Raw genomic sequence first — 25,349 nt, forward strand, 5'->3', positions numbered from 1 at the left:
GCGTCCTGTGTCCAGCACGCGGCCGCCACCGGGCGGGCGGCCCGGGGTCAGTCGCGATCATGTCCTGGCCCAGCGTATTGCCGACCGGCCCGCCGGGAGCAGCCGCCCAGGTGGGGTATCGGCCGCCAGGGGAGGCCGAGCCGCCGCCCAGGAGAAGCTGCGCGGCAGCCCTGGAGAAGCTGCGCGGCAGCCCTGGAGAAGCTGCGCGGCAGCCCTGGAGAAGCTGCGCGGCAGCCCTGGGGAAGCCGACCGGGCCCTGAGCAGCCGGTCAGGGGAGACCGCGTGGCGGGTCAGGAGAAGCGGAGGAGGCCCCCGCCCGGGGTGACGGCGGCGCGCACCCGCTGGTCGTGCGGCTCGCCCGGCACCGCGTCCACCAGTTCCGCGTCGTACACCAGCCCGACCGTGAGGATCGCCGGGCCCACCCTGGCCAGCGCGCGGTCGTAGGAACCGCCGCCGCGGCCCAGCCGCAGCCCGGTGCCGCGGTCGATCGCCAGCGCCGGGACCAGGACCACGTCCGCGCTGGCCACCGCCGCCGGCCCGCGCGGCGGCTCGCTCGGCTCCATCAGGCCCCTCGGCCCCGGGACGAGCGAGTCCGGGCCCTCGTAGGACGCCCAGTCGAGATCACCGTCCGGCAGCAGCTTGGGCAGCAGCACGTACCCGCCGCGCTTCCACAATCCGAAGACCAGCGCGCGGGTGTCCGGCTCGGTGCCGAACGAGACGTACGCGGCGATCGTTCCGCCCATTTCCAGTTCGGGAACGGAAAACAGGGCATCACGCATGGAACGGGCCGCGGCGGCGCGTTCGTCCTCCGGCATTTGTGCTCGCGCTTCGAGCGACGACCGCCTCAACTCGCGTTTGGCGTCACGTACGTCGCCGCCGTTCTCGGGCCCTGACCGGTCACCGGCGGGTTTCGCCGAGTTTCTTATGGAGATTTCAGCCTCCCTCTCAGGGTGGTGCACGTTTTGCTCGCTCTCGGTGGCTAGGGTCTCTGCATGGCCGACTTCGCACCTGTACTCAAGGCTGTCGTCCCGGCGGCCGGTCTCGGTACCCGATTCTTGCCCGCCACCAAGGCGACCCCCAAGGAAATGCTGCCCATCGTCGACAAACCTGCGATCCAGTACGTCGTCGAGGAGGCGGTCGCGGCCGGCCTCACCGACGTTCTGATGATCACTGGGCGCAGCAAGCGGTCCATCGAGGACCACTTCGACCGGGCGTACGAACTGGAGGACGCCCTGCGCGCCAAGGGCGACGACGACCGCCTGGCCGCCGTGCGCGAGTCCAGCGACCTGGCGATCATGCACTACGTCCGGCAGGGCGAGCCGCGCGGCCTCGGGCACGCGGTGCACTGCGCCCGCCAGCACGTGGGCGACGAGCCGTTCGCGGTGCTGCTCGGCGACGACATGATCGACGCCCGCGACCAGCTGCTCACCCGGATGATCGAGGTGCGGCAGAAGCACGGCGGCAGCGTCGTGGCGCTGATGGAGGTCGAGCCCGACCAGGTGTCGGCGTACGGCTGCGCGGCCATCGAGGCGACCGACGAGTCCGACGTCGTCCGCATCACCGACCTCGTCGAGAAGCCGTCGGTCGAGGAGGCCCCGAGCAACTGGATCATCATCGGCCGGTACGTCTGCGACCCGGCGGTGTTCGACGTCCTGGAGAAGACCCCGCCCGGCCGCGGCGGCGAGATCCAGCTGACCGACGCGCTGCGCACGCTCGCCGACATGCCCGCCGAGCAGGGCGGAGGCGTCTACGGCGTGAAGTTCCGCGGCCGCCGCTACGACACCGGCAACAAGCTGGAGTACCTGCGCACGGTCGTGCAGTTCGCCTCCGAACGCGAGGACCTGGCGTCCGAGTTCATGCCCTGGCTGCGCGAGTTCGTCCGCCAGAACGAAGGCACGTAGCCCGCGCAGGCACGACCCGGGCAGGCACGACCCGCGCAGGCACGGCCCGCGAGAGGTGCGGCCCGGGCGAGGTGCGCGGGGTCGTGGGCGTGCGTGACGGCGATGGGCCGGGCGGCCGGCTCGGGGGAGGACGGCATGAGGACGGTCGACGAGCATCTGACGGACATCCTGGCGAACGTGCCGGTGCTGGCGCCGCTGGACCTGGCGTTGCTGGAGGCGGCGGGCGGCGTGCTGGCCGAGCCGGTGGCGGCGCCGGTGGCGCTGCCGCCGTTCGACAACTCCGCGATGGACGGGTACGCGGTGGTGGCCGAGGACGTCGCGGGCGCCTCCGAGAACGACCCGGCCGTGCTGCCCGTCATCGGTGACATCGCGGCGGGCGACTCCGGCGTGAGCGCGATCCGGCCGGGACTGGTCGCGCGCATCATGACCGGCGCGCCGATGCCCGCGGGCGCCGACGCGGTCATCCCGGTCGAATGGACCGACGGCGGCGCGGCCACGGTCCGGATCAGCCGCCCGGCGCCGTCCGGCCACTACATCCGGCGTGCCGGGGAGGACGTGGTCGCCGGGCAGATCGTCGTCGGGCCCGACGTCCGGCTCGGCGCGACCCAGCTCGGCATGCTCGCCGCGGTCGGCAAGGCCCGCGTGCCCGTACGGCCCAAGCCGCGCGTCGTCGTGCTCTCCACCGGCAGCGAGCTGCGCGAACCCGGCACCGATCTGGCGCCCGGGCAGATCTGGGACTCCAACAGCTTCATGCTCACCGCCGCGGTGGTCGAGGCGGGCGGGGTCGGCTACCGGCAGACGATGGTCGAGGACGACCCGCGCGCGGTGCTGGAGACGCTCGAAGACCAGCTCATGCGCGCCGACGCGCTCGTCACGTCCGGCGGGGTCTCGATGGGCGCGCGGGACGTGGTCAAGGAGGTGCTGACGGGGGTCGGCACCGTGGAGTTCCACAAGGTCGCGATGCGGCCGGGCAAGCCCCAGGGTTTCGGCCTCCTGGAGGGCACGCCCATCTTCACGCTGCCCGGCAACCCGGTCAGCGCGTACGTCTCGTTCCAGGTGTTCGTCCGGCCCGCGCTGCGCGCCATGCAGGGCCTGCCGCCGGAGCCGCTGCCCACCGTCACGGCCCTGCTCGCCGAGGACGTCCGGTCCCCTCAGGGGCTCCGGCATTTCGTGCGGGGGAGGCTCACGTTCAACCGTGACACCCCGATGCGGCACAGTTATACCGTCACTCCGGCGGAGGGCCAGGGGTCCCACCAGCTGGGCTCGCTGTCTTCGGCGAACGCGCTCATCGCGCTGGCCGAGGACGCCGTGGACCTGCCCGCCGGTTCGCATGTCGAGGTCTTGAGGTTGCCGTCATGAGCGCCATGGGTTCGGAGTTCACCGGTTTCACGCATCTGGACGCGTCGGGCGCGGCGCGCATGGTCGACGTCTCGGCCAAGAACGTGTCGGCCCGTACCGCGACCGCCACCGGCTTCGTCCGGCTGTCACCCGAGTGCGTCGGCGCGCTGCGTTCCGGCGACGTGCCCAAGGGCGACGCCCTGTCGGTCGCGCGGATCGCCGGGATCATGGGCGCCAAGCGCACCCCCGACCTGGTGCCGTTGTGCCACCCGATCGCGCTGCACGGCGTCGCGGTCGAGCTGACCGTCGAGGACGGCGGCGTCGCCATCCGCGCGACCGTCCGTACCGCCGACCGCACGGGCGTCGAGATGGAGGCGCTGACGTCGGTCACCGTCGCCGGCCTGGCGCTCATCGACATGGTCAAGGCGATCGACAAGGCCGCGGTCATCACCGACGTCCGGATCGAGGAGAAGACCGGCGGCAGGTCGGGCACCTACCGCCGCGCCGACTCCTGACGGCGTTCACCGCCTGAACCCCCGCCCGGAACGCCAGGCCGCCGCGACGCCGCGCACGGCCGAGGACGATCGAGGAGCCGAACGATGATCCGCGCGATGGCCGTCACCGTCTCGAACCGGGCGGCGGCCGGGGTGTACGCCGACAGGTCGGGCCCGGTCCTGGTCGAGCTCCTCCAGGAACTCGGCTGCCAGGTGGACGGGCCCGTGGTCATCCCGGACGGCGATCCGGTCGCCGAGGTGCTCCGCGAGGCCGTGGAGGCGGAGTACGACCTGGTCGTCACCACCGGCGGCACCGGCCTGACCCCGATGGACCTGACGCCGGAGATGACCCGCCTGGTGATCGAACGCGAGGTGCCGGGCATCGCCGAGACCATCCGTTCGCAGAACCGCGACGCCGTGCCCACCGCGATCCTTTCGCGCGGACTCGCGGGGGTCGCGGGCCGCACGCTCATCGTCAACCTTCCCGGCTCCACCGGCGGAGTCCGCGACGGCATCGCCGTCCTGGGCCCGGTGCTCCACCACGCCATCGACCAGATCGCCGGCGGTGACCACCCCCGCCCCGACCACCCGGAGCCCCCCGGCACCTGACCAAACGTCCGCCACGGCGCTGGGCGGGCGAGGTCAGGTGCGGATGACCTCGATGCCGGCCTCGGTGAACGCGTCGACGGCGGGCTGGGGGACGGTGCTGTCGGTGACCAGGACGTCGATCCTGGCGGTATCGCAGATCTTGGCGAACGCGCGGCGGCCGACCTTGGAACCGTCGGCGACGATCACGATGCGCTCGGCGCGTTCGGCCATGATCCGGTTGATGTCGGCCTCGCCCTCGTTGTGGCAGGTGGCGCCGTGGTCGACGGCGATGCCGTACACGCCGAGGATGGCCACGTCCAGCGTCACGTGGTCGAAGATCCCGGTGGCCAGCGGGCCGGTCAGCTCGTACGACTGCGGCCGCGGCACGCCCCCGGTGAGGACGATCTTGACGTGCGGGCGGACGGCGAGCTCGTTGCCGATGTTGAGCGCGTTCGTCACGATCGTGACGCCGGGCGCGGTGCCGTCGGCGTGCAGGTCGGCGCGGGTGGCGAGGGCCCGGGCGACCTCGGACGTCGTGGTGCCGCCGTTCAGGCCGATGACCGAGCCGGGCTTGACCAGCTCCGCCGTCGCCGCCGCGATGCGCTGCTTCTCCGGGGCGTGGCGGGCGCTCTTGTAGCGCAGCGGCAGGTCGTAGCTGACGCTCTGGACCACCGCGCCGCCGCGCGTGCGGGTCAGCATCTGCTGCTGCGCGAGCTGGTCGAAGTCGCGGCGGATGGTGGCGGCCGAGACGCCCATGCGGGACGCGGTCTCCTCGACGGTCAGCTGGCCGGCCTCGGCGAGCAGTTCGAGGAGTGCGTTCCAGCGCTCATGACGGGTCACAAGGCGCTCCCTTCGTGCAACGTTCGCGCATCCATGTGCATGACGGTGCACGCGCCACAGGTCTGCTCAGAGTCTATCCGTGCGCGCCCCTGTTCTTTTCTGCATGATATTGCTATAAATCAAGCAATATCAATCATCTGGCTGCACTCTGAGCCGGGTGGCGCGAGGAGGGGCGAACGTGCCGGACGCTTACACCGAGGACGAGATCGCCAGCCAGCCGGAGTGCTGGCGCCGCGCCGCCGTGGCCGACCCCCGGCTCACCGCGGTGCTGCCGCGGCCGGGCGAGCGGGTCGCGGTCGTCGGCTGCGGCACGTCGTGGTTCGTCGCGCAGTCGTACGCGGCGCTGCGCGAGGCGGCGGGGCAGGGGGAGACCGACGCGTTCGCCGCCTCCGAGATCCCGGCCGGACGCCCGTACGACCGGATGCTCGCCCTGACCCGGTCGGGCACGACCACCGAGGTGCTCGAGGCGCTCGCCGGCGCGCGCGGCCGGATCCCGACGGTCGCGATCACCGCCGATCCGGACACCCCCGTCATGACCGCCGCCGACGAGGTCGCCGTCCTCGACTACGCCGACGAACGTTCGGTCGTCCAGACCCGCTTCGCCACCACCCAGCTGACCCTGCTGCGCGCGAGCCTCGGCGAGGACGCGGCCAAGGCGATCACGGACGCCGAACGCGCGCTCGCCGAGCCGCTGCCCGCCGGAACGGTGGAGGCCGCGCAGTTCACGTTCCTCGGCACCGGCTGGACGGTCGGGCTCGCCCACGAGGCCGCGCTCAAGATGCGCGAGGCCGCCGGAGCCTGGACCGAGTCCTACCCGGCCATGGAATACCGGCACGGCCCCATCAGCATCACCGGTCCCGGCCGGATCGTCTGGACGTTCGGCGAGCCCCCGGCCGGGCTGGCGGCCCAGGTCACCGGGGTCGGCGGAACTATGATCGTGACCGACCTGGACCCGCTGGCCGACCTGGTCCGCGTTCAGCGGCTCGCCGTGGAGATCGCCCGGCGCCGCGGGCTCGACCCCGACACCCCGCGCAACCTGACCCGGTCGGTCATCCTCGACGCCGAGGTGTGAACCTGCCATGACCGTCCTCGCCAACGCCCGCCTCGTCCTGCCCGACGCCGTCCAGCACGGCTCGCTGCACATCGAGAACGGCCGCATCACCGCCCTCGCTCCGGGGAGCCCTGCCGCCGCCGCCCCGGAAGTGGTGGATCTGGAGGGGCGGTACGTGATTCCCGGGTTCGTCGACATGCACCTGCACGGCGGCGCGGGCTTCTCGTACCAGAGCGGACGCCCCGAGGACACCCGGCGGATCGTGGAGTTCCACCGGGCGCACGGCACCACGACCCTGACGGCAGGGCTCGTCACCGGCGGTCCGGACGAACTCCTGAACGCGGTGTCCGGCCTGGCGGAGGCGGCGCAGGAAGGGCTCATCGCGGGCGTTCACCTTGAAGGCCCCTACATCGCGGCCTCCCGGTGCGGCGCCCACGAGCCCTCGCTGTTGCGCGAGCCCGACCTCGCCGAGTTCGGGCGGCTCGTCAAGGCGGGCGGCGGCCACGTCCGGATGATCACGCTGGCCCCCGAGCTGCCCGGCGGCCTCGACCTCGTCCGGGCCGCCGCGGACGCCGGCGTCATCGCCGCGGTCGGCCACACCGACGGCACGGCCGCACAGGTCCAAGCCGCGTTCGACGCCGGAGCGAGCGTCGCCACCCACCTCTTCAACGCGATGCGGCCGCTGCACCACCGCGAGGGCGGCCCGATCGTCGCCGCGCTGAACGACCCGCGCGTGACCGTCGAGCTGATCAACGACGGCGTGCACGTCGACGCCGAGGTCGCCCGCCTCGCCTACAACGCGGCCGGCGCCGGCCGCGTCGCCCTCATCACCGACGCCATGGCCGCCACCGGCATGGGCGACGGCACCTACACGCTCGGCGTCATGCGGGTCGAGGTGAAGGACGGCCGGGCCCTGCTCGCGGGCGGCACGTCCATCGCGGGCAGCACCATCACGATGGCCGACGGCTTCCGCCGCGCCGTCACCGTCGTCGGCCTGCCGATCGAGCAGGCCGCCCGTTCCGCCTCGCTCGTCCCGGCCCGAGCCCTCGGCGTGGCCGACCGTGTCGGCTCGCTGGACGTGGGCAAGGACGCCGACCTGGTCGTCCTGGACGACGACCTCGGAGTCTCCAGGGTCATGAAGGGCGGTCGCTGGACGTGATCCTCACGGTGACCCTCAACGCGGCGCTGGACGTCACGTACGAGACGTCCAGCGTGGAGTGGGGCGGATCCAACCGCGTGGGCACCGTGGTCCAGCGGGCGGGCGGCAAGGGCGTCAACGTCGCCCGCGTCGCCGCCGCCCTCGGCTCGCCGGTCCTCGCGACCGGACTCCTCGGCGGCGCCACCGGCGACCTCGTCCGCGCCGACCTGGACCGTTCCGGGCTGCGCCACGACTTCGCCCCGGTGGCGGGCGCGTCCCGCCGCACGCTCACGGTGGTCGAGACGTCGACCGGCGCCGCGACCGTCCTCAACGAGCCGGGGCCGCACGTGACGCCGGACGAGTGGCAGGCCTTCCTCGGCCACTTCCGCTCCCTGGCGGGCTCCGCCGGGGTCGTCACGCTCTCCGGCAGCCTCCCGCCCGGCCTGGCACCCGACGCCTACGCGACCCTGACCGCCTGCGTCCCCTCCGGCGTACCGGTGATCCTGGACGCCGACGGGAACGCCCTCGCCCGCGGCGTCGGGGGAGCGCCCGCCCTGGTCAAGCCCAACGCCGAAGAGCTCACCCGGGCCACCGGCATCCCCTCGGCCGTCCACGGCGCCGAAGCCCTCCGTACCGCGGGCGCCCGAGCCGTCCTGGTCTCGATGGGCCCGGACGGCATGATCGCGGTCACCCCCGACGGCTCCTGGCGCGCCGTACCGCCCTCACCCGTCGCCGGCAACCCCACCGGGGCCGGCGACGCCGCCGTCGCCGCAGCCGCCCGTTCACTGGCGTCCGGCACCCCCTGGCCCGACCTCCTGCGCCACGCCGTGGCCCTGTCGGCCGCCGCCGTACGAGCCCCGGTCGCCGGCGACTTCGACCCCGCCCTCTACACCCGCCTCCTCCCCGAGATCGCCGTCCACCGCCTGACCTGAACCGGACCGCCCCACGGCCCGCAGGCGCGGCCTCCCCCCAAGGAAGATCCATGCCCCTCGTTTCCGCAGGTGAGATCGTCGGCCCGGCCGCGGCGGCGCGGCGTGGTGCGGCCGCGTTCAACGTCATCCAGCTCGAGCACGCGTCCGGGATCGTGGCCGGGGCCGAGGCCGCCGGGGCGCCGGTCATCCTGCAGATCAGCGAGAACGCGGTGCGCTACCACGGCGCCGCGGCCCCGATCATCGCCGCCTCGCTCGCGCTCGCCCGCGCCGCCGGCGTCCCGGTCGCCGTCCACCTGGACCACGCGACCTCGGCCGATCTCGTACGGGAGGCGGTGGAGACCGGCGTCGGCTCGGTGATGTACGACGCGTCCACGCTCCCGTACGAGGAGAACGTGGCCGCCACCGCCGAGATCGCCGGCTGGTGCCATCAGCGCGGCGTCTGGGTGGAGGCCGAGCTGGGAGAGGTCGGCGGCAAGGACGGCGTGCACGCCCCCGGCGCCCGCACCAGGCCGGACGAGGCCGCGGCCTACGTCGCCGCCACCGGGATCGACGCCCTGGCCGTCGCCGTCGGCAGCTCCCACGCGATGCTCACCCGGGACGCCGTCCTGGACCTCGACCTGGTCTCGCTCCTCGCGTCCGCCGTGCCCGTCCCGCTCGTCCTGCACGGCTCGTCCGGCGTCCCCGACGCCACCCTCACCGCCGCCGTCGAACGCGGCATGACGAAGATCAACATCGCCACGCAGCTCAACAAGGTGCTGACCGCCGAGGTACGGCGCGCCCTCGACGCCGACCCGGCCCTCGTCGATCCCCGCACGTACCTCGCCCCGGGCCGGGCCGCGATCACGACCGAAATCACCCGGCTTCTGGCCGTTCTTCGCGCCGTGTGACGCGGTTTTCCCGCGTCTCCTGGCCCACGGTGGGTTTCAGATAGGTGTCAACAGGGACCGGACCTGCACTCTGACCAGGTTGTCGGCGACAATTGATGGCGTCCGAACACTTCACCAGGGAATCATGGAGCCGTGGAACGACTGCGCGGATGGCCGGTCACGTTGACCGAGGGCCCGGTCGGGCTGCGCCCGCTGCGTCACAGGGACGCCGCCGTCTGGCGGGAGCTCCGGGTGCGCAACGCCGAGTGGCTGCGTCCCTGGGAGCCGACCAACCCCGAGACCCCGCTGTTCCGCAGCGGCCTCGGCCCGTACCTCAGCATGGTCCACACCATGCGCCGCGAAGCGCGCCAGGGCCTCGCGCTGCCCTGGGTCGTCACCCACGAGGGCCATTTCGCCGGTCAGCTGACCATCGGCGCGATCGTCTGGGGTTCGGCCCGTTCCGCCCAGATCGGCTACTGGGTAGATCGCCAGGTCGCCGGACGCGGGGTCATCCCCACCGCCGTCGCGCTCGCCGTAGATCACTGTTTCTTCACGGTCGGACTCCACCGCGTCGAGGCAAATATTCGTCCGGAGAACAGCGCCAGCCGCCGGGTGGTCGAAAAACTGGGATTCCGGGAAGAGGGAATTCGACGGCGCCATCTTCACATCGACGGCGCGTGGCGAGACCACATCTGCTACGCCCTCACGGTCGAGGACGTACCCGGTGGTCTCCGCTCCCGCTGGCTGGCGAGCACCAAACAGGCATTTCCGCGTTCGTCCTCGTCGCCGTGACACTTGGGCCCGCGCTGACTTTCGAGTGTGCCCGGGCGGTAAGAATCCTGCGATCGCGAAGAGTTGGCAAACAGAGAGTAACCGCGAGATCGATCTCGCGACACACCGCCCCTTATGCTCGTCAACCTCTAACAGCGACTCGTACCGTGCGGGACGTGGCCCTGCTCCCAATGCACGTGTGCGCGCCGAAAGTCGGCCCGCCTCTTCAGCGTGCCCTGGCGGTGGGCCTGTGAGCAGCACCGTTCTCTACCTGGCCATCGTCGCCGTCTGGGCCGTCGTTCTCGTACCCATGTGGCTCCGGCGCGACACCGAGGCCAACGGATTCTTCCGGCACAAGAAGAACGACGAGACCCAGGAGCTCACCCTCGAGGAGCCGACGCTCCCCGACGAGGAGCAGGAGACCCTCGACGAGGACCCCGCTCCCGAGCCCCGCCGCCGCCCCGGCCGCGCCGCCGTCATCGCCCGGCGCCGCCGCCGCACGACGGGCCTGCTCCTCCTCGCCCTCACCTCGGTGATCGTGATCGCCACCGGGCTCGCGCCCTGGTGGGTCTCCCTCCCGCCCGTCCTCCTCCTCGCGGGCCACCTCAGCCTGCTCCGGGTCGCCGTCCGCATGGACGCCGCCCAGCACCGCGCCGAAGCCGAGGACCGCGCCCGCCGCCGCGCCGAGGCCGCCACCGCCCGCGCCGAGGCCCGCCGCGCCGCCGCGGAGGCCGCCGAGGACGCCGAAGTCATCGAGCTCGCGCCCCACCTCGAAGAGGAGGTCTTCGACCAGTACGCCGACGACCGCCGCGTCGTCGGCGGCTGACCCCCTCCAATGCGCGAAGCACCCCCAATGTTTGCTAACCTTGCGGAGTCCTCGGGGCTGTAGCGCAGTCCGGTAGCGCACCTCGTTCGCATCGAGGGGGTCAGGGGTTCAAATCCCCTCAGCTCCACCGAAGACACCAGGTCAGAGGCCTGATCGGAGATCATTCCGATCAGGCCTTGATCGTTTGTCATCAAGTTGTCATCAGGATTCCCCGGCACCAGATGACACCATCCGCCACCCATCGCTGACTCCCGAAGAGCGGCAACCGACTGCAGAGCCGTCGCTCTTCGGCCAGTGCTGGTAGCGCGGGTTCGATTCCCGTCACTCACTCCAAAGAACCCCCAGCTCAGAGCCCGGATCACGACACAGTCGATCAAGGCTCAAGATCTTTTATCACCCATCTATCACCCCGGACACCCCACCACCACCCGGCACGACGTGGTCCATCGGGCAAAGACTCCGGAAGACGCCAGCCCCACCCGGAGGCCGTCACAGCCACCAGACCACCCCGCTCGCGCAGAGAGCGTCGGCTCCACACGGCAACGCGGCTTGATGGCATCGAACCACTCCTGCTTTGGCGGGGAGAACGGGGAGAGGGCCAAGGCGCTGTCGAGCGCGGCCGGACCACCCCCGCTCGCGCGGGGAGAACCCGCCAACAGCCCGGCGGTCTATGGCGCGCTGCGGACCACCCACGCTTGCGCGGGGAGAACGTTCTCCTCCGCATTCCTTACACATGATCGACCGGACCACCCCCGCTCGCGCGGGGAGAACGTACGTGTGCGGACGGGTCATGGTCACGGTTAAGGACCACCCCCGCTCGCGCGGGGAGAACCACGCGCCCCACGGAAGCGTCACCTCCACCGGCGGACCACCCCCGCTCGCGCGGGGAGAACTGAGTCTCGTTCATCAGGACAAACGACGTCCGCGGACCACCCCCGCTCGCGCGGGGAGAACCCCGTCACGTCCGTCTGACCGAACTCCCCAAACGGACCACCCCCGCTCGCGCGGGGAGAACGACTCCGCGGGAGATGAGCCGGGCGATGCGGGAGGACCACCCCCGCTCGCGTGGGGAGAACCCCATGAGCTTCTTGAGGCCCGACATCACCGCCGGACCACCCCCGCTCGCGCGGGGAGAACCAGCCCGGATGCGCCAGCACCCCCTCCACCAGCGGACCACCCCCGCTCGCGCGGGGAGAACGAGGGGCTGGAAGTGCTGGCGGCGCTCGCAGACGGACCACCCCCGCTCGCGCGGGGAGAACTCCGCGCGGCGACGATCTCGAGCATGACGTCGCGGACCACCCCCGCTCGCGCGGGGAGAACAATCGTCACGCTTGGTATGGACGATCGGACAGCGGACCACCCCCGCTCGCGCGGGGAGAACGACGCTCAACCGCTGGTTTATCGTCCAGGCCGCGGACCACCCCCGCTCGCGCGGGGAGAACATGACCGGGCTGCCTCCGTGGGCTGAGAACCGCGGACCACCCCCGCTCGCGCGGGGAGAACGCTTCGCGACCTGCGGCTATCCGGGGGCGTTACCGTTTTGAGATTTCGCGTACATCGGAGGTCGCACGTTTCCCAGGCTAGGGCCTGTCCCGTGATCATGTGTTGGGACGGTCAGGCTCCAGGGGCGGGGTCGGCATAGGGCCCGGAGAAGGTGCGGAGGTGCGCGGGTGTTAGCTTCCCTTCCCGTGACGGAGCACCAGGGCGAGACCAGAGCGGCCTATGACGGGGTCGTCGAGCTGTATGCGTCGATGTTCGCCGATCGGTTGGAGGATCAGCCGTTCTCGCGGAACATGATCGGCACCTTCGCTGAGTTGGTGCGCGGGATCGGGAAGCCGCGGGTAGCCGACGTCGGGTGCGGGCCAGGACATCTGACGGCCATGCTGCACGATCTGGAGCTGGACGCCTTCGGGCTCGACCTCTCCCCGGGCATGGTCGAACACGCCCGGAGGGCCCATCCGGCGCTGCGGTTTGATGAGGCGCGGATGGAGGCCTTGCCGGTCGAGGACGGCGCTCTCGGCGGCGTGCTGGCTCACTACTCGATGATCCACACCCCGCCTGGGGAAATGCCCGCGCTCCTCGCCGAGCAGGTACGTGTCCTGGCCCCAGGGGGCCTGCTCCTGGTCTCGTTCTTCGCGACCGACGGACCGGAGCCGGTCCGCTTCGACCACAAGGTGACGCCCGCCTATAGCTGGCCGGTGGACCGGCTCGCCGAGTTGCTGGCCGGGGTCGGGCTTGTCACGTTCGCCAGGCTGCTCCACGATCCGGCCTCCGAACGGGGCTTCCTCGACGCCCACTTGCTGGCACGCCTCCACTAGGGACTGCCCCTTGATCATTTGGCGGGGTGGCGGAGCCAGATGCGGATCGAGGCGACGTCGATGGTGCCCTGGTAGATGCGTTCTCTCTTGTCGTAGCGGGTGGCGACGGCGCGGTGCTGGCGGAGCTTGTTGACGCAGCGTTCGACGGTGTTGCGTTCTTTGTAGGCGTCACGGTCGAAGACCGGCGGCCGTCCGCCCTTAGAGCCGCGGCCGGCGCGATGGGCGGCCTGGTCTTTCTTGACCGGGATAACGGCCTTGATACCGCGTCGCCGCAGGTAGCGACGGTTGGCGCGGGAGGAATACGCCTTGTCAGCCAAGGCGCGTGCCGGCTTCTTGCGAGGACGGCCAACGCCGCGGCGCGGGATGCGGATGGACTCCATCAGCGCGATGAACTTCGGGCAGTCGGCGTGCTGTCCGGGCGAGGTGAGCCGGGCGATCGGACGGCACCGCCGATCGGCGACCAGGTGAATCTTCGTGGTCAGACCACCCGGGACCGGCCAAGCGCTTCGCGACCGCCGTTCGTCACCCGCTCGTGATCTTTACTGGCCCCTTTTGGGTGATGTCGACGGCCGGGGCGTGCCGCGCCCCGGCCGCGTGCTGGTGCGCCCGCACGATCGTGGAGTCGGCGCTGACCGTCCAGTCCTCGCCCTCGGCTTCGTCGCACCCGGCGCGCAGCCCGTCGAGGATCCGCTCCCACGTCCCGTCCAGCGACCACCGGCGATGCCGGTTGTAGACCGTCTTCCACCTGCCGTAACACGGCGGCAGGTCCCGCCAGGCGCAGCTCGCCCGGGTCCGGAAGAACACCCCGTTGATCACCATCCGATGATCGCTCCACCTAGCCCCGTGCACGTTCTGCATAGGGAGCAGCGGCGCCAGCCGCGCCCACTCCTCGTCCGTCAGGTCATGACGCTTCAGACGCTCCTCATCCACACGGATCATCTACAACAAACCGCCATCAAAGATCACGGGACACGCCCTAGTGCGGTGCCTCGGACTTGTCCGGCGAGGTGAGGGCGTCAGGTGATCGGCAGGGAAGGAGAGGTGGCTGGTGAGGGTCGACCGCACGCCACGCCCAAGCACTCATGGATGCCCCTGTTGAGGCGACCGTGGAGCGAGAATGGAGCGTAAACAGCTTCATGTAATCCCATCGAGGGTGGCGGGTTGCTGTGACATCAGGCTGGACGTCTCTGGCCTGGTGGCGCGGAGCAAGAAATGGAAAAGGTGCCCTTTCGGGGTGGCCGGGCGCGGCCACCGGGGTGAGGTGAGATCGGGCGCGATCTGTGGCGGGGGTGGGGAGCACGGACACGTCGAACTCGGTGAGGCGGCGGAATCGCCGGGCGCATCACAGTCCGCGGCGGAGCCGGTCGGTGCGGTTCTGGTTGTCGGATGAGGAGTATGAGGTCATCTCGGCGGCGGCTGAGAGCGAGCACCTGGCGAACGGGGCTTTCGCGGCGCAGGCGGCTCTGGCGAGGGCTGCTGGGAGGGAGCGGCCGGAGTGCGGGCTGCTGCGGGAGGCGCTTGGTGCGTTGATGCAGGCGTCCGGGCAGGCGCGTCGCATCGGCGTCAATCTCAACCAGTCGGTCGCGGCATCGCATTCGGGTGAGGAGGCTCCCGAGTTGCGTTGGTACGCGCAGGCCGCCGCACGGGCCGTCGGGCGGATCGACGATGCCGCTGAGCAGGTGAGGCGGCAGCTGCCGTGACCGCAATGTCGAGGTAGGGGCGGCTTTGGTGATCGCCAAGGTCATGCGCGGTGAACGTGTCGAGGGTCTTCTCCGGTACCTGTTCGGGCCCGGTAGGAGTAACGAGCATGTGGATGCTCGCCTGGTTGCGGGGTTCTGTTCGCCGGCCGAGCTTGAGCTTGGGGGAGGGTCGGGTCTCCGGCGGCTGGAGGGGTTGTTGAAGCAGCCGCTGGCCTTGCTCGGCGACCGTAACTACCGCAAGCCGGTCTGGCATGTGGCCGTCCGGGCGGCGCCTGAGGATCCGATCTTGGAGGACGGGCAGTGGGCTGCGGTCGCGCGTGAGGTCATGGCCCGGACCGGTCTGGCGCCGGCCGGGGATGAAGACGCGGTCCGGTGGGTGGCGGTCCGGCACGCGGACGATCACATTCATCTGGTCGCGACGTTGGCTCGTATGGACGGGGTTCGTCCGGAGGTATGGAACGACGGGCGCCGTGTTCGTGATGCCTGTCTGGCGGTGGAGCGGCGTTTTGGGCTGCGGCGGACGGCTCCGGCGGACCGGACGGCGGCGCGGCGGCCCAAGCGCGGGGAGAACGAGAAGGCGAACCGGCGGGGGTTGCCCGAACCGCCTCGGGTGACGCTGCGGCGGCTGGTCCAGGTGGCAGCGGCTGGAGCGCGGAGTGAGGACGAGTTCTTCGAGCGCTTGGGAGCTGAGGGGGTCCTGGTCCGCAGGCGGTTCAGCATCCGGGTGGCGGACGAGGTCACGGGGTATGCGGTCGGGCTTCCAGGCGACCAGACGAAGGGCGGACAGGTCGTCTGGTACGGCGGCGGCAAACTCGCGGCGGACCTGACGCTGCCGAAGTTGCGCAGCCGGTGGGAGCCTGATCGTCTGAACGCGGGACGGCCGTCCGCCGGCTACCAGCCGGTTTCCGGACGGCACCTGTCCGAGCTCTCCAGACGTGCCTATCTGCGGACGATCGTGGACGAGGTCGCGGACCGGGTCCGGACGGCAGAGGAGTTCTTCGAGGCCCTGGACGACGCCGGCGTCCAGGTGCGCTGCAGGTTCAGCCGGCGCGACCCTGGCGCGATCACCGGATACTCCGTCGCCCTTACCGTGCAAGGGGATGACGGAAAGGTTGCTTGGTACAGCGCGAGCCGACTCGGTGACAGCCTTGCCTGGCCTCGGCTTGAGCAGCGATGGCGGGCAGGCTCGTCGTACCGGGACGCCGGAACCGCGGACCTCACCACGACCGAGCGGCAGGCCCTTTATGACGATGCGGCACGAGCTGCCGCGTACGCCACATCTCACGTTCGCCGGTACGCCGCGGTGGATCCCCATGGTGCGAGAGACGCCTGCCGGGCCGCCGCCGATGCCCTCAACGTCACCTCCCAGATGACCAGGAACCCACATCTGCGCCGAGCGGCTGATGCTTACGACCGTGCGGCACGAGTGCCGTACGGCCGCATCCCCACGGTGACTCCCGCCGGGGAGAGCCTCCGCACTGCGGCGCGGCTACTGACAATCGCAGGCTTGACTGGCGACGGAACGGCCGTCTCCCCACTGCGCCTGATCCAAAATCTGATCACCCTTATTGAGGCGATCGCCCAACTCCACGATGGGCAGCGGCGGCGCGCCCAAGCAGCGGCATCGAGGCAGGCCGGCGAGCACTTGCGGCTGGCGGCAGGGCAGGCCATGGGCGCGCCCGCTTGGCCGGGGGAGCTGGAACGCTCTCCGAGTGCTCTGGATATCGCCTTGTCAGGGTTCCCTGCACCATGGGAGCCCTCTGAGGCGCCCGTGCTGCATGATCATCATGCCTCCGGCTCTCTGCGGCCTCTGGGGCGCAAGACGAACGCTCGTACTCCTTAGTCCGGTTGATTACCGTTTCGAGCCCTCGACATCACGAGCCGCAGCGCTAACCAGCATTGCCGCTGACCCACTGGCAACCTCTCGCCGCGCTAGAACGCGTCAGTGCACTCGGGCGAAAAATACTGTGCACGGAGTCGCAAGAAAACCATGACAGTGGCATGCAGACTTCTTGAGAAATGCCAAAGAGGCCGGGGAAGGGTAAATGATGACGATGAGCGTGTTGCGTGTTTCGCGGAAGTGGGTCCCGATCTTCCTGGCTTCCTTCAGTGCCCTGGTCGCGGCGTCCTCGATTGAGGTCCCGGCCGCGTGGGCGACGGAGGTGAAGGGTGAGCGGCAGTCCAGCAGGCCTGGCGTCGGAGCGATGGCCTGGTATCCGTCGCTAACCCCGTTCTACGCCGACAAAGAAAAGAAGAGGTCGAACCTGACTGGGGCACAACGAAGCGCGGCCCTCAACAACTGCCCCAACGGGTACCTGTGCATCGCCGCTGGTGAAGGCGACGGCCGTCACACCGTGTATGAGCTCTACTATTGCCCCCAGCGCGCTCTGTCCGACTTCATAGATGCCGGTGCTGTCGTCAACAATCAGACCTGGGACGCATGGGTCGTCCTAGAGAGAAAGGACGGTTCTCAGATCGGTGGTCCCATTGCGCCGTGGAACAAGATCGTGCCTGTTAATTGGCGCCCGGTATGGTACATCGACCCGTGCTGAAAACGAAAGCCTCGTGATAGAAAAGTCCAGTCGTTGAAGAACGGAATGTGGCTGACCGAATGATCGCTTCACACGATCATGGGGCGGCCGTCCTTGAAGCGGCGGTACTGGACCGACATCGAGGTGAGGGGCATCAGGGGCCAGTCGGTGATCTCGCCGGTCCGCTTGTCGACGATCAGCACTCGTTCGGTGGCCAGCGTCGGCACCGGGGGAGGAGGCGGCAACGCATGGTCGACCGGGCGGATGACGAAGCCCTCACTGAACTCCTCGACCGCGAGGAGCAACGGCCGTTCCGGGTCGTTGAGTCGAAGCGCTGACTGGCCTCGGTTCCACGCTTCTCCCGCGTCAATCAAGGGCAGGAGCCGCATGCGGTGGAGGGCGAAGACGTCGGCGACCCGGCCGATCGTTCTGCACGGTTGGCTCGCGTGAGAGGCGCAGCTGTTGCAGCCGATCAGGACCCGCGGATGCGAACGGCCATCATGGACGTCCAGGACGGCCGCCAGCGCGGAGGCGGTGGTGAGCGTGATGGCGTGTGCCTGGCGAAGGAACGCTTGAGTGGGGGCGTCGAGGAGGCCGCGTGCGCCGAGGTCCTCCAGCGCACGTTGGATGGCCTGGCCATCGGCGCGGTGGGCGGTGGACATGACTGCTTCGAGCGTCGCCTTGGTTCGGGCGTGGACCTCTGCAGCGGTGCGCATGACTGCTCCTTGTGGTGGATGAGCCCTGGGGACACGGACGCTTGGACCTGAGGCGTCCGTGTCCCCAGGGCCGCGGCCCTACATGCCGCGGCCCTACATGCCGAGTTCTCCCCTTTTGGCCTCGGTAGGCAGGGCGGATCTGGTGTGAAGAGACGCGGAATCGCCTCACGGACCTGGACGGACCTCATTCGCCGACTCGATCTGGCTGATGAGCCGCTCGGCGGTGTCCTCGAGATCTGAGAGCGGACGGCGAACGAGTTCGCCGTCGCCGTTCTTCCAGGTGAAGCCGCAAGGTGTGACCTGCACGCTGATCTCGTCGGCGACGATGGTCATCCCGGCCGCCTCCAGGAGGCGTGCTGCGTTCGTGCCGCGGACATCGAGGGCGGCCCGGAGGCGATCGGCGGCGTCTGTCGGTCGCACCGGGTGGAGGACGCTCGGCCAGTTCGCAGGCAGGGCCAGGGCGAACCATGCGCACTTCCCTGGTGCGGGTGCAGCCCGCAGTCGTGAACGGCTCCGGTGCCACCCTTGGTCGCTTGAGAGCGCGGCGACGATGGTCAGGCCCTTGCCATGCTCTTCGAGCAGATCTGCGCAGGAGGCGACAGGAGTGGTGGAACGGTCAGCGTCGTAGACCGAGACCACCATCTGCGGGGAGGGGGCAGACCTCGTCCAGATCCAGAGCTCGGGAGCGCAGACGGAGTCTGCGGCTTGGGCGGCGCGAGCATGCCGGTGCGCGTTGGTCGCGATTTCTGAGACTGCGACGACGGCGTCTTCGACGAGTGCGCCGGGAAGGTTGAAGGCGCGCATCGTGTCAGTCAGCAGAGTGCGGGCCGCCCGAGCGCAGAGGCCGGTGGTGGGGAGTTCGAACGCGCACGCGCCGCCCGAGAGAAGGTCGGTCGGCTTGCCGATCTTCATCGCTTGCTCCTTGCGTGGGCTCCGTACGAGGGGAGGGGGCGGTCGTCGTTCGTCACGACGTCGGTGCTCTGGTGGAGGAAGAAGCCCAGCAGCCGCCGGCGCAGGTGGCGGCGGGGGCGGGCGTGACGGGCCTTGATTGTGGCGACCGGTGGGGAGGCCAGGGCTTGGCTGGATGGGCTGCCGGCTGGCGGGCGAGTACTTGCGGCAGCCTGGAGCGGCCGTGACAGCGGGGGGCGGTATCCGAGGAACTCGACCAACCGACGCAGGTGCTCCGGCGAGGTTGCTTCCGCCAGAAGATGCTGGCCTCGCCGGTCGACGGCCATGGCCCAGTAGCGGCCGGTGTACTCGCCGAACCAGAACTGGACGCGAGGAAAGAGCCGGCGCAGCGCTCGCAGGGCCAGGTCTGGATCCTGTTCGGCGGCGTCCCACGGAGTTGCAGCTGGCAGCGCCGAGCATGCTGTGCTGGTCATCGTCGTCCCCTCGCTGCCGAGGGGCGATGGCGAACCGGGGGCGTGCGTGTCGGTGCCGGGGGCGGTGGCTCCGTACGATCGTGCATGGGTCGGACCTCCTGCGTCCGATCAAGGTCTCGGATCGATGTGTCCTCATCGGTCCGAGACCGCCTCACCTATGGAGCTGTGCGGCCGCCTCTCGGCGGCGGCGAACGCGGCGGCGGAGTGGGCGCTTCCAGTCGGCCTCTCAAACGAGTGGCCTCCCGGGTCTTGATGGCTGAAGCCATCGCGCGGGAGCAGGTCCCACCGCAGTTCGGTCGATCACTCCAAGTGTTTCTTCCGATACGAAGTGTCCTACTCAAGCGTGCTCGATGCAATCCAAACTGCAACATTGCAAGAGGGGGTCATGCTGCCGTGTAACGTCGTTCTCCGTTCAGCTGTCTGCACGTTGCGTCACCATGTGTGCAGCATGCAGATCAAGGAGGTTGTGGTGGCAGATCGTTCTCCGACGATCCGGCAGCGTCGCCTGGCCGCGGAGCTCCGGCATCTTCGAGAGCTGACCGGCCTCAACCTGGACGAAGCGAGCGAACGTCTCGGGTGGAGCAAGGCGAAGCTCAGCCGGGTCGAGACAGCTCGCAGCGGAGTGAAAGCCGCCGATCTCACCCTGCTGCTGGAGTTGTACAGCGTCCCGGATTCCCGCCGGACACGCCTCTCGACCTTGGCTCGCACTGCCAAGCAGCGTGGCTGGTGGGATGCGTACGCCGGCCAGCTGCCGACGGATTACTCCGCCTACATCGAGCTGGAGTCCGAGGCCGAGTCTCTCCGGTGTTACAGCGCGACCGTCCTCCACGGTCTGCTGCAGACCGAGGAGTACGCGCGGGAGATCATCCGTTCGGCGCTCATGCAGTTCTCTCCGCCGACAGAGGTCGACAGGAGAGTCGAGGTCCGGCTCACGCGGCAGGACGCGGCTTTCAAACGGCGGGAGACGCCGCTGAGGTTCTGGTCCGTCATCGACGAGAGCTGTCTGCGCAGGGCCGTGGGAGGCCCGGCGGTCATGGCGGCCCAGCTCCGGCGCCTGATCGAGCTGGCCGAGGAGCCGAACGTGATGCTTCAGCTGCTGCCGTTCGACACCGGCGCCCACTCCGCCTCCGCCGTCGGGACCTTCTCCATCCTCGAACTTCCCGAGCTGCACGTCCCCGACGTGGTCTACATCGAGGCGATGACGAGCGCCCTGTACGTGGAGGACGACTCCCAGGTACACATGTACGGGATGGCGTTCGATCAACTGCGAGCCGAAGCGATGGGGCCGGACGACACCTTGGCGTCACTCGCCCGGTTCGCAGAGGAGTACGAAGGAAAAGGGAATGTCTGAACGGGATCTCTCCCGCGCGGTCTGGCGTAAGAGCGTCCACAGCGACGGCGGGCAGGGATGCGTAGAAGTTGCTCACGTCCCTGGCCTCGTCGGAGTCCGTGACTCCAAAGACCCCCTGGGCCCCCACCTCGCGTTTGCCCCTGCAGCATGGGCTCGCGCCGCTCGGCGCATCGCCCGCGGCGACTACGACCTCTGACTGTAGCTACGCGTCGCCCTGCAGGTGAGAACGGAGCCAGGTGATCAGGCCTGGCCGCTCCCTGCTCAGCAGGTGTTACGTGGTGACAGACCGCTGAGACGTCGTCGCCCGCTCCGCGTGCGCGGCGTCTGGACGTTCGCCGGCGACGCCGAGCGCGCCACGCTGGTGGTCGGCGGCGACACCATGACCGCGACGTGGGAGCGCACCGACGACGGCGGGGCGACCTGGCGGCATTGGATGGACATGACCTTCACCAGGGAATCCTGACGCCACGGACCCCCGGTCACTTGTCGTGTGCCGGGTGTCTCGAGCACTCCTGAAAGCAACCCGTCGCGAACCGTAGGAGATGCGGTTCGCGACGGGTGGCTTCACGGGCAGGCGGTTTCGCCTGGTTTTGCCTGGGTCAGTTGCGTGGGCAGAAGCCGTTCTGGGTGGCGTCGACGCGGCGGCCGTCGGCGTCGAAGACCGAGACCGAGACGTAGGTGTCCTGGTAGGGGTCGCATCTGCCGGAGACGGAGACGTAGTTCTGGTCGTAGTCGTTGTAGCGTCCGGCCTGTGAGCCGTTGGAGCTGACCTGGACTTCGTCGGGGTCGGTGCCGCCCTCCCAGTAGAGGTCGCAGTTGAAGGGGTAGCCGTACAGTTCGTCGGCGTAGCAGAAGAACGCGGTGATGACCGGGGGTGGGGGTGCGGGGGGTGAGCCGGCGAGCAGGAGTTTGACGCGGAGGTCGAGCATGGCCTTGTTGATGGGCTGGTAGGCGCTGGTGAAGCGGGGTGGGGAGTTGCAGGTGGTGCTGGAGATGACGCCTTGTGCCTGGCCGTTCATGGGGTTGATGACCGGGCCGCCGGAGTCGCCGCCGCTGCTGCAGAAGGCGGCGTCGTTGACTCCGAGGATCGTGACCTGCACGTTCGGGCGGTCGCTGAAGAACGAGGGTGCGTCGCGGCCGATGGTGGTCAGGTTGCCGCAGCGGTATTTGCTGATGTCGCCGAAGGAGCACAGCAGGGTGCCTCTCAGGGCGGCCTGTGATCCCTGTACGGGGATGGTGCCGGCGTTGCTGCGGATGCTGGGCAGCGGCTGGGTGCCGGCGTCGACTTCGACGTAGGCCTGGTCTGGTGCCCGGGTGGTGGGGAAGGTGGAGCTGACGGTCGTTCCGACTCCGGTGCCGAGGTCGAGGAGGTCGCCGCGGTTGGTGCAGTGTCCTGCGGTGATGAAGCCCCTGGCGCCGGGGAGCCGTTCGGCGCCGAAGCCGACGGTGCAGAGCCCGGCGGGGTTCCGGAAGCGGTTGATGAAACGGTCGCCGCCGAGCAGGTCGGCGGTCAGCATCGATGGTCCCTGGCTTTTGTCGTAGGCGACCAGGCCTGGGGGTACGCCGGCGGCGGTGACCCACTGGGCGGCGGCACGTTCGGAGCCGGATGCGGCCGTGACGACGAGGCGGTTGCGTTCGGGGTCGACGTGCCAGCCGTGCACGGCGGTGCCGGGCAGTTTGTCGGCGCGGGCGCGCAGCTTTTGCCGGGCTGCCTCCAGTTCGCCGCGGCGGTGGGTGACCTGGGTGGGGTTGGCGCCTGCGGCGCGTACGGCGGGCGCGGCGCGCTGGTCGGTGAGGGCGACCATGAGGGCCGAGCCGTCGGGGGTGAGCCAGGACCCGGCGAAGTGCCGGCCGGCGGCGCGCCGGGCGCGTGCTTCGACGGCGTCGGCGGCGTGCTGGCGTCCGAGCCGGGTGATGGCCCCGGCGCGGGTCAGGCGCATGTCGCGCTGGATGGCCTCCAGCATCTTCGGCGAGCGGCGCGCCGCGTTCTCCCCGATACCGGGGGTGGGGGTCAGCAGCACGGCGCCCGGCGGTGGGCTCGGTTGGGGGATCGGTTCCTGGGCCGACGCTGTGGCCGACGTGCCGACAGCGGCCAGCGCGGCCAGCAGCAGGGTCAACGTCAGGAGCAGGGCGGCAGGGGATGAACGGGCCAGGGTTGTTCGCATGAGACACCTCGGAATCCAGCCGACATCTCTACAAGCTGGTATTCGCTGACCGAAGTCGGGCGGATGAACGGCCCGTGCGGCGAGAGGCCGTTATGCCATCTGTGGCCCAGCGGCGTGGGTGGTCTTGGGGACTCACATGCGACGGTCGACTTTGGGCAATCTCATTAGCTCGGCGAACGCCTCCTCGATTGAGAGGAGCTCAAGGCGGTCGGGTAGACCGGCCTCGAACACGGGAGTTTTGAGGGCCGCGCCATCCGCGAGGACCTCGATACGGGCGTCGGCCGACCCGGTGAGGTGGATGACTGTTGCAGTGCCCTGCTGCCGGAAGGACTTGGCGTTGATCCGCGCAGCGGCTTCACGCGTGATGACCAGGCGCGATGAGTCGTGGGGGAGGCAGAGGTACGTCTGGATCTGAGTGAAGTCCTCGATGATGGTGAGGCCCGGAATCCGTTCCTCAGCCAGGTCGCCGGCGTCCAGGCCGAAGAGACGCCAGGCTTCAGAGCGGGTGACCATCACTTCTCGTGCGCCAAAGCGGCCGTCCGTCAGAGTCTGCAGGACCAGGTAGCGTGCGGCACCCTCGGCACCCGCACCCACGATGGCGATGTCAGCGAAGGTGAACGGATTCCACTGTGGACCGTTCGCGAAGGTCTCAGGCTCCGCTCGCGGATCGGGGAGGGCGGGTTCGTTTACATCGCTGGGCTCAGAGGGGGACCTTACGCGCAGGACGGCCGCCGCAGGGGACAGGCGTCGGCGGCTCACGTAGACGCCGACACCCAGGAGAAGGACGAGCGCTCCTGCTGGCCACACCGGGACTTGGAATCCGTGGTTCGGCTGTGCCGCCGGCTCTGACACGTCCGGAGTTCGCGCCACCCGCAGTGGCACTGGCGTTGTCGGTCGCGTGAGCGCTGCCCTTTGGGAGGGACGCAGCTCTGAGGCCGCACTCGAGGGAGTCGGCGGCGCCTTGTGCTGATGAACGACTGTGGGCATCTGCCTCGGGCTTCGTCGTTCCCGAGACCCTTGCGCGGATCCGAGAGATTCCCGAGGAGCACTCCTTCGAGCCTGTGTGGAGGCGCGCGGCTTGCGGAGACGGGTCGGGCTCTGGCTGGTGGTCCGCATCGGTTCGCGCACCGCACGGTGGAGGGCCCGCTCCCAATCTGGGTCTGTACCGGACTTGAGGCTGCGCCTGATCTCGTCACGGAGGCCGCGGCAGAACTTCTCAGAATCGACGTACCGGCTTGCGGTCGCTCCGAGGTGCCCGCAGGCCGTCGCGGACTCATACGCCACAGGTACCGATCGGCTCGGATGATGGCCAGCCATGGCGAGGCCGCCTGCGAGGAGTGTCGAGTGGGTGATGATCAAGAGGTGCCGGTGGAAGGTCAGGATCTGTTTCCCTTCGTCGTGGCCGCGTAGGTGCGCAGCGCGGCGATTGCTTCGGCTGCGGTCCGAGTCTCGATCGTGAGTGTCATCCCGTCTGGCCTGGTCAGCTGAACGGCGGAGCCGTCGCTCTCCAGGGTGAACGTGGAGCCGTGCGGCCAGTCGCCGAACATGACGGCAGTCAGCCGGTGGTCCGGGCCCCTCACGACAAGGGGGTAGACCACGTCGTGGTCCTGGCCAGGGGTGCAGATCCAGAGCGTGGCCGGCCTCTCGCCCGATGCTCGAGATGCCAGGTCAGGGTTGGCGCGCTCCGCTTCTCCCAGGAATGCGGCGAGATCGAGTTCGGCTTCGAGGTGTTCGATCACTTCCTCGAGGAGTTCGTAGACCTGGAGTTGTGGCACAAGGTCTTCCTGGAGGGACTCGTCAAGGTCGCCTTCGAAAATGCGGTTCAGCTCGTTGCGCGTGATGAGCACACGTAGAGAGCCTGTGCTCTGGACCAAGGTCTCGACCAGGGCGGTACGCATGAACGCGTTGGCGCCCGTGCCGATGACCCCCATGCCGCTGGCTTGGGCAAGCTTCCACGCGAGGTCGCCGGCTTGAGCGAGCGGCACGGGGGACGCTTTGGAGAGATCTGTTGGCGCAGGAGTCTGCGCGGCTGCCGCCGGGGCGGCGGTGGGGTCACGTTCGCCGCGTGAGCCAGATCCGCGGCGAATTCGGAGGCGCTCTCGAGGCCGGTCTCTGATGCCTGGGGCCGTTAGCGGCCAGAACACCTGCTGGATCACGAAGAGGGCGAGCAGCAGAAGGATGACGATCAGCGTGGGGAGCGTGCCTCGTGGGATCTCAGACCCGACCTGGATTCCGGCGGATGGTCTTGGTGAGATTGTGGGCGCCGCCCTCTGCGCCGACGTCGGAGTGCCGATCGGGGACGGGCGGCCTGACGGCTGAGACGGGGAGAACGCAACGTCGGGGGCTTCGGGTCGCGTCAGAGGAACGTCATGTGAGGTGCCGCGCTGGGACTGCGGTTGATCGCTTCGGAGCGGTGGCCGTCTCGGCTCGCGAGCAGGGCG

At 69.7% G+C, this 25,349-nt stretch carries 25 protein-coding genes, 1 tRNA gene, 1 pseudogene and 1 CRISPR repeat array; of the genes and pseudogenes, 18 read left to right on the top strand and 9 right to left on the bottom strand.

Annotated features, from left to right (window positions below):
• Nucleotides 1-290 precede the first annotated feature (290 nt).
• Nucleotides 291-848, bottom strand: coding sequence for a 5-formyltetrahydrofolate cyclo-ligase (locus ABZ810_RS35370; RefSeq protein WP_358410715.1), 558 nt, complete (start codon nucleotides 846-848; stop codon nucleotides 291-293).
• 144 nt (nucleotides 849-992) lie between these two features.
• On the opposite strand from ABZ810_RS35370, the gene galU reads away from it, so the two are divergent.
• From galU to ABZ810_RS35390, 4 genes are all read left to right on the top strand, one after another.
• Nucleotides 993-1,901 carry a UTP--glucose-1-phosphate uridylyltransferase GalU gene (gene galU, locus ABZ810_RS35375; RefSeq protein WP_358410716.1) on the top strand — a complete coding sequence of 303 codons (909 nt, stop codon included), beginning with the start codon at nucleotides 993-995 and terminating at the stop codon, nucleotides 1,899-1,901.
• 135 nt (nucleotides 1,902-2,036) lie between these two features.
• Nucleotides 2,037-3,260 (top strand): gephyrin-like molybdotransferase Glp, encoded by a 1,224-nt coding sequence (glp, locus tag ABZ810_RS35380; RefSeq protein WP_358410718.1) that lies wholly within the window; start codon nucleotides 2,037-2,039, stop codon nucleotides 3,258-3,260.
• 5 nt (nucleotides 3,261-3,265) lie between these two features.
• A complete protein-coding gene (moaC, locus tag ABZ810_RS35385; RefSeq protein WP_358410810.1) occupies nucleotides 3,266-3,754 on the top strand; it encodes a cyclic pyranopterin monophosphate synthase MoaC in 489 nt (162 codons plus the stop codon).
• Nucleotides 3,755-3,838: 84 nt separating this feature from the next.
• Complete coding sequence (locus tag ABZ810_RS35390) at nucleotides 3,839-4,342, top strand: MogA/MoaB family molybdenum cofactor biosynthesis protein (protein WP_358410720.1); 504 nt, start codon at nucleotides 3,839-3,841, stop codon at nucleotides 4,340-4,342.
• 33 nt (nucleotides 4,343-4,375) lie between these two features.
• Here the strand turns inward: ABZ810_RS35390 and ABZ810_RS35395 are convergent, their stop codons facing one another.
• The gene (locus ABZ810_RS35395) at nucleotides 4,376-5,161 is read right to left on the bottom strand and encodes a DeoR/GlpR family DNA-binding transcription regulator (protein ID WP_358410721.1); all 786 of its coding nucleotides are present in this window, start codon (nucleotides 5,159-5,161) and stop codon (nucleotides 4,376-4,378) included.
• Nucleotides 5,162-5,339: 178 nt separating this feature from the next.
• Between ABZ810_RS35395 and ABZ810_RS35400 the strand changes: the two genes are divergently transcribed.
• The 8 genes from ABZ810_RS35400 to ABZ810_RS35435 all read left to right on the top strand — a co-directional run bounded on the left by ABZ810_RS35400 (nucleotide 5,340) and on the right by ABZ810_RS35435 (nucleotide 13,063).
• Entirely contained in the window at nucleotides 5,340-6,233 is an 894-nt protein-coding gene (locus tag ABZ810_RS35400; protein WP_358410723.1) for an SIS domain-containing protein, read from the top strand.
• A gap of 7 nt (nucleotides 6,234-6,240) precedes the next feature.
• On the top strand, nucleotides 6,241-7,371 hold the full coding sequence (gene nagA, locus ABZ810_RS35405; RefSeq protein WP_358410724.1) for an N-acetylglucosamine-6-phosphate deacetylase: 1,131 nt from the start codon (nucleotides 6,241-6,243) through the stop codon (nucleotides 7,369-7,371).
• A complete protein-coding gene (locus tag ABZ810_RS35410; RefSeq protein WP_358410725.1) occupies nucleotides 7,368-8,282 on the top strand; it encodes a 1-phosphofructokinase family hexose kinase in 915 nt (304 codons plus the stop codon). The genes nagA and ABZ810_RS35410 overlap by 4 nt, the downstream gene beginning before the upstream one ends.
• Before the next feature lie 50 nt (nucleotides 8,283-8,332).
• Nucleotides 8,333-9,169, top strand: coding sequence for a class II fructose-bisphosphate aldolase (locus ABZ810_RS35415; RefSeq protein ID WP_358410726.1), 837 nt, complete (start codon nucleotides 8,333-8,335; stop codon nucleotides 9,167-9,169).
• Nucleotides 9,170-9,301: 132 nt separating this feature from the next.
• Complete coding sequence (locus ABZ810_RS35420) at nucleotides 9,302-9,940, top strand: GNAT family protein (RefSeq protein WP_358410727.1); 639 nt, start codon at nucleotides 9,302-9,304, stop codon at nucleotides 9,938-9,940.
• 229 nt (nucleotides 9,941-10,169) lie between these two features.
• The gene (locus ABZ810_RS35425; protein WP_358410729.1) at nucleotides 10,170-10,745 is read left to right on the top strand and encodes a hypothetical protein; all 576 of its coding nucleotides are present in this window, start codon (nucleotides 10,170-10,172) and stop codon (nucleotides 10,743-10,745) included.
• A gap of 53 nt (nucleotides 10,746-10,798) precedes the next feature.
• A tRNA-Ala gene (locus ABZ810_RS35430) sits at nucleotides 10,799-10,872 on the top strand.
• 432 nt (nucleotides 10,873-11,304) lie between these two features.
• Nucleotides 11,305-12,248: direct repeats of the CRISPR family, unit length 29 nt; unit sequence CGGACCACCCCCGCTCGCGCGGGGAGAAC.
• 185 nt (nucleotides 12,249-12,433) lie between these two features.
• Nucleotides 12,434-13,063 carry a class I SAM-dependent methyltransferase gene (locus tag ABZ810_RS35435; RefSeq protein WP_184884609.1) on the top strand — a complete coding sequence of 210 codons (630 nt, stop codon included), beginning with the start codon at nucleotides 12,434-12,436 and terminating at the stop codon, nucleotides 13,061-13,063.
• 14 nt (nucleotides 13,064-13,077) lie between these two features.
• Here ABZ810_RS35435 and ABZ810_RS35440 read toward each other — a convergent pair.
• Nucleotides 13,078-13,978 (bottom strand): annotated as a pseudogene (locus ABZ810_RS35440) (IS5 family transposase).
• 452 nt (nucleotides 13,979-14,430) lie between these two features.
• Here ABZ810_RS35440 and ABZ810_RS35445 point away from each other — a divergent pair.
• The 3 genes from ABZ810_RS35445 (at nucleotide 14,431) to ABZ810_RS35455 (ending at nucleotide 17,315) form a co-directional block, all read left to right on the top strand.
• Nucleotides 14,431-14,763 (top strand): hypothetical protein, encoded by a 333-nt coding sequence (locus ABZ810_RS35445; protein ID WP_358410730.1) that lies wholly within the window; start codon nucleotides 14,431-14,433, stop codon nucleotides 14,761-14,763.
• Nucleotides 14,764-14,791: 28 nt separating this feature from the next.
• Nucleotides 14,792-16,606, top strand: a complete 1,815-nt coding sequence (locus ABZ810_RS35450; RefSeq protein ID WP_358410731.1) for a hypothetical protein — start codon at nucleotides 14,792-14,794, stop codon at nucleotides 16,604-16,606.
• Between the two features lie 202 nt (nucleotides 16,607-16,808).
• The gene (locus ABZ810_RS35455) at nucleotides 16,809-17,315 is read left to right on the top strand and encodes a hypothetical protein (RefSeq protein WP_358410732.1); all 507 of its coding nucleotides are present in this window, start codon (nucleotides 16,809-16,811) and stop codon (nucleotides 17,313-17,315) included.
• A gap of 68 nt (nucleotides 17,316-17,383) precedes the next feature.
• On the opposite strand, the gene ABZ810_RS35460 is transcribed toward ABZ810_RS35455, so the two are convergent.
• The 3 genes from ABZ810_RS35460 to ABZ810_RS35470 all read right to left on the bottom strand — a co-directional run bounded on the left by ABZ810_RS35460 (nucleotide 17,384) and on the right by ABZ810_RS35470 (nucleotide 19,392).
• On the bottom strand, nucleotides 17,384-18,010 hold the full coding sequence (locus tag ABZ810_RS35460) for a hypothetical protein (RefSeq protein ID WP_358410734.1): 627 nt from the start codon (nucleotides 18,008-18,010) through the stop codon (nucleotides 17,384-17,386).
• A 165-nt stretch (nucleotides 18,011-18,175) separates the two neighbouring features.
• Nucleotides 18,176-18,922 carry an ATP-binding protein gene (locus tag ABZ810_RS35465; protein ID WP_358410736.1) on the bottom strand — a complete coding sequence of 249 codons (747 nt, stop codon included), beginning with the start codon at nucleotides 18,920-18,922 and terminating at the stop codon, nucleotides 18,176-18,178.
• On the bottom strand, nucleotides 18,919-19,392 hold the full coding sequence (locus ABZ810_RS35470) for a hypothetical protein (RefSeq protein WP_358410737.1): 474 nt from the start codon (nucleotides 19,390-19,392) through the stop codon (nucleotides 18,919-18,921). The genes ABZ810_RS35465 and ABZ810_RS35470 overlap by 4 nt, the downstream gene beginning before the upstream one ends.
• A gap of 448 nt (nucleotides 19,393-19,840) precedes the next feature.
• On the opposite strand from ABZ810_RS35470, the gene ABZ810_RS35475 reads away from it, so the two are divergent.
• From ABZ810_RS35475 to ABZ810_RS35485, 3 genes are all read left to right on the top strand, one after another.
• Entirely contained in the window at nucleotides 19,841-20,743 is a 903-nt protein-coding gene (locus tag ABZ810_RS35475) for a helix-turn-helix transcriptional regulator (RefSeq protein ID WP_358410739.1), read from the top strand.
• Nucleotides 20,736-20,939 carry a DUF397 domain-containing protein gene (locus ABZ810_RS35480; protein ID WP_358410741.1) on the top strand — a complete coding sequence of 68 codons (204 nt, stop codon included), beginning with the start codon at nucleotides 20,736-20,738 and terminating at the stop codon, nucleotides 20,937-20,939. The genes ABZ810_RS35475 and ABZ810_RS35480 overlap by 8 nt, the downstream gene beginning before the upstream one ends.
• Before the next feature lie 117 nt (nucleotides 20,940-21,056).
• Complete coding sequence (locus ABZ810_RS35485) at nucleotides 21,057-21,206, top strand: hypothetical protein (RefSeq protein ID WP_358410743.1); 150 nt, start codon at nucleotides 21,057-21,059, stop codon at nucleotides 21,204-21,206.
• 136 nt (nucleotides 21,207-21,342) lie between these two features.
• Here ABZ810_RS35485 and ABZ810_RS35490 read toward each other — a convergent pair whose 3' ends face one another.
• The 3 genes from ABZ810_RS35490 to ABZ810_RS35500 all read right to left on the bottom strand — a co-directional run bounded on the left by ABZ810_RS35490 (nucleotide 21,343) and on the right by ABZ810_RS35500 (nucleotide 24,893).
• On the bottom strand, nucleotides 21,343-22,908 hold the full coding sequence (locus tag ABZ810_RS35490) for a S1 family peptidase (protein ID WP_358410745.1): 1,566 nt from the start codon (nucleotides 22,906-22,908) through the stop codon (nucleotides 21,343-21,345).
• 132 nt (nucleotides 22,909-23,040) lie between these two features.
• Complete coding sequence (locus ABZ810_RS35495) at nucleotides 23,041-23,760, bottom strand: hypothetical protein (protein ID WP_358410747.1); 720 nt, start codon at nucleotides 23,758-23,760, stop codon at nucleotides 23,041-23,043.
• A gap of 524 nt (nucleotides 23,761-24,284) precedes the next feature.
• The gene (locus ABZ810_RS35500; protein WP_358410748.1) at nucleotides 24,285-24,893 is read right to left on the bottom strand and encodes a hypothetical protein; all 609 of its coding nucleotides are present in this window, start codon (nucleotides 24,891-24,893) and stop codon (nucleotides 24,285-24,287) included.
• Between the last annotated feature and the right edge of the window lie 456 nt (nucleotides 24,894-25,349).

It is taken from the genome of Spirillospora sp. NPDC047279 (assembly GCF_040643285.1).
Classification (GTDB): Bacteria; Actinomycetota; Actinomycetes; order Streptosporangiales; family Streptosporangiaceae; genus Spirillospora.